This window comes from Clostridium sp. (genome assembly GCF_051650885.1).
In the GTDB taxonomy this organism is placed as follows: Bacteria; Bacillota; Clostridia; order Clostridiales; family Clostridiaceae; genus Clostridium.
Genome location: NZ_JBOFRG010000247.1, coordinates 1 through 3,130 on the forward strand (window position 1 = coordinate 1; position 3,130 = coordinate 3,130).

The following is a 3,130-nucleotide window of genomic DNA, read 5'->3' on the forward strand; positions in this document are numbered from 1 at the left end:
CTTGTTAAAGTGCGTCAATTTTTAATAATTTTACAAATTTAAATACATCTAAAAATTTAAAATGTAAATTATAAATATTATTTAGAAAAAGGGCTATCGCTAACGGATTTTATTTCCGCTAAAGCGACAGCCCCTTTTATTTAAAACTCTTAAATTCTTCTTTTGTTATTAAGTCTAAATCTAATAATTCTTTAAGCTTTAATAATTTGTCAATATCTATTTTTTTCGCTTTTCCTTCTATTTTTATCATTCTATATTTTTCTTTAAATGCTTCTTTACATTCTAAAATATCCACTTTTTCAATTTTAGAATTTAAATATATAGGAAGCTTTTCTGAACCAACTCTATAACCTTGTATCTTAGTTAGACAATCTATAAAGTTTTTAACTAAAATACCATTTTTAACATTTATATTTCTATCTTCATATATTTCTTTTATAGCTTCTTCTATTAAAATCACTTCTTCTTCATCAATATTAAATCCTCTAAGAGATAATTTATCAATAATAATTTCTTTTGTTTCATCTTTTGAATAGTCTCTTAATCTTATATATTCAATGAAATTTCCACCAAGCTTAATATTTCTATATAGTAATTCACTTATTTCTTTTTCATATCCACTTAAAATAACTACAAGTCTACCTTTATTCTTTTCCATAAATGACATTAATTCACCTATGTAATAGTCTTTTTCATCTTCTATGAAAGCTTCTAATCCATAGATATACACTGTTTTTCCTATTTCTTTATTTAATATTTCATCTATAGTTTTTTCTTTCATATCTTTTATCAATTCTATAGCTTTTAGTTTTACCATATTTTTAGTTTTTGTAACACCTAGGTAATTTAATTCTTCACTTAAAACTTCTGCAAATAGTTTTTTACCTGTTCCTTCATTACCTGCTATAAGAATATTTAAATTTTTAGATATAATACTATTTATACCTTTTCTCTTTCTTATTTCTTTTAATTTTATTAAATTAGCTAAATTCTTAAATACAGTTTTTTCTTTGTTTCTTCCTACTATTTTTTTAGTTAACTCCTCAATATCTATTCTATTTTTTACTGAATAGCTTATGCTCTCTATATCTTTAGCTGTTATTAAGTTCATATCATTTGGAGTTATATCTATTTCTGCAATTCTTATACTTTGAGTTCTAATTAAACTTTCTACATAGTTTCTAACCATACGTCCATTACCAGATTGTGCATCTGATTCTTCATATATGTTTTGGAAGCTTTTCTTTAATGCAACATATCCATTTTTAGATAATTTAAACCCTTTGTTTTCTATTATTTTTATTGCCATATCTAAAAGTTCATCTGGGTTATAGTCTTCAAATGTAGTCCAAACTGGGAATCTTGATTTTAATCCGATATTTACATCAAAGAACTCTTCTAGTTCTTTTTCATATCCTGCTAAAATCACTACAACCTCATTTCCATAATCCTCTATAAGTTTTAAAAGAGTTTCTATTGCTTCAATTCCAAGCTCATCATTTGCAAGGGTATATGCTTCATCTATAAATAAAACTCCACCAATAGCTTTTTTAAATACTTCTTCTGTTCTTTTAGCTGTACTTCCCTTTTCTCCTGTTACAAAGCTTGCTCTGTCAGTTTCTATAAGTTGCCCTGTTTTTAAAAGACCTATACTATTAAGCATATCAGCTACAAGTCTTGCTATACTTGTTTTTCCTGTTCCTGGATTTCCTGCAAAAACCATATTTAAGTTTTGGTCTATTTGTGTGTTAATACCAACTGACTTTCTTTTTTCTTGTGCTAATATAAGCTTATATTGATTTCTTAAAAGTTCTTTTACTTCATCTAATCCGATAATTCCTGAAAGCTTCTTTTCTAAATCAAACTTTGCTTTAACCTTAAAGTTAAAGTTTTCAAAATCTAATATATCAAGTGCACGACCTTCACCTGTAATATATTTTTTAGATGCATCTAAGATAGCATTCTCTACAATATTTCTTACAAATCTAGCATTTCCCAAATCATTTTTTCCTGCAAGTTGGTTTTTATAAAATAATTCTATAATATCATTTTTTATCTCTGGATTTATTTTATAACCTTTTCCCTTTGCTATATTTATAGCAATCTCATACATTTCTTCTGGTGTATAATCATAAAAATGAATTGTGTTAGAAAATCTTGATTTAAGTCCTTGATTTACTTTAAAGAACTTATCCATATCTTTTTCATAACCAGCCATAATAACTACAAGATTTTCACGATTATCTTCGATTCCTTTTAGTAATGCATCTACAATCTCTTTTCCAACTTTATCATTTTCACTTTCGCAAAGAGAATAAGCTTCATCTATAAATAAAACTCCACCTATTGCTGACTCAATAACATCAATAGTTGTTTTAGCTACGTCTGTAATATTTTCTGATACAAAATCACTTTTACTTACTTCTCTAAATGTCCCTTTAGATAAAATTCCTAATGCATTTAAATATTCAAATGTAATTCTTGCTGCATTTGTCTTTCCAGTTCCTGCATTTCCTGCAAAAATCATATTTAAAGAAGGTGATGTAACTTTAAGTCCCATCTTCTCTCTTATTTTTTGAACCTTTACGTTATTCTCTATATTTTCTATAAACTCCTTTAGTTCATCTACACCTATTATAGAGTTTAGCTTATATTTTGCTTCTTCAAGAGTAGTATCAGAAAAGTCTCTTAATTTAAATTCTTCTCCACCATCACTACAATAAATATTTTCTTCTTTTCTATATATCATAATTCTATTTTTAGGATTTATAGAACCTCTATTTATAAGATTTTTTACTGGCTTTAAAATCTTATAATCAATATATTTTTTTATATCAAGCTCTTCATCTGATTTGAAACTTTCATATAAAAATTTACATAAGTTATATTTATCATCTTCCATATTTTCATTTAAATTTATCCAAATATCTGCATTATAGCTTTCTTTTATTTCATCAACTTCTCTTTTTAATATAGTTTTTATAACAGAATACTTTTCTTCTACACTTAGTTTTCTACTTTTAAATACTTTATCTACTCTTTCTTTAAACCCTGCTCCTAAAAACTCATCTATATCTAAGCTTTCATCATCTGATACAAAAATAAAGAATTTATTATGACAAACAACCTT

At 25.8% G+C, this 3,130-nt stretch carries 1 protein-coding gene; it reads right to left on the minus strand.

Translation table 11 applies throughout. From position 1 onward, the window contains the following. Window positions 1-136: 136 nt before the first annotated feature. On the minus strand, window positions 137-3,130 hold a 2,994-nt coding region (locus ACRC28_RS11665), incomplete at its 5' end, for an AAA family ATPase (RefSeq protein WP_438543615.1).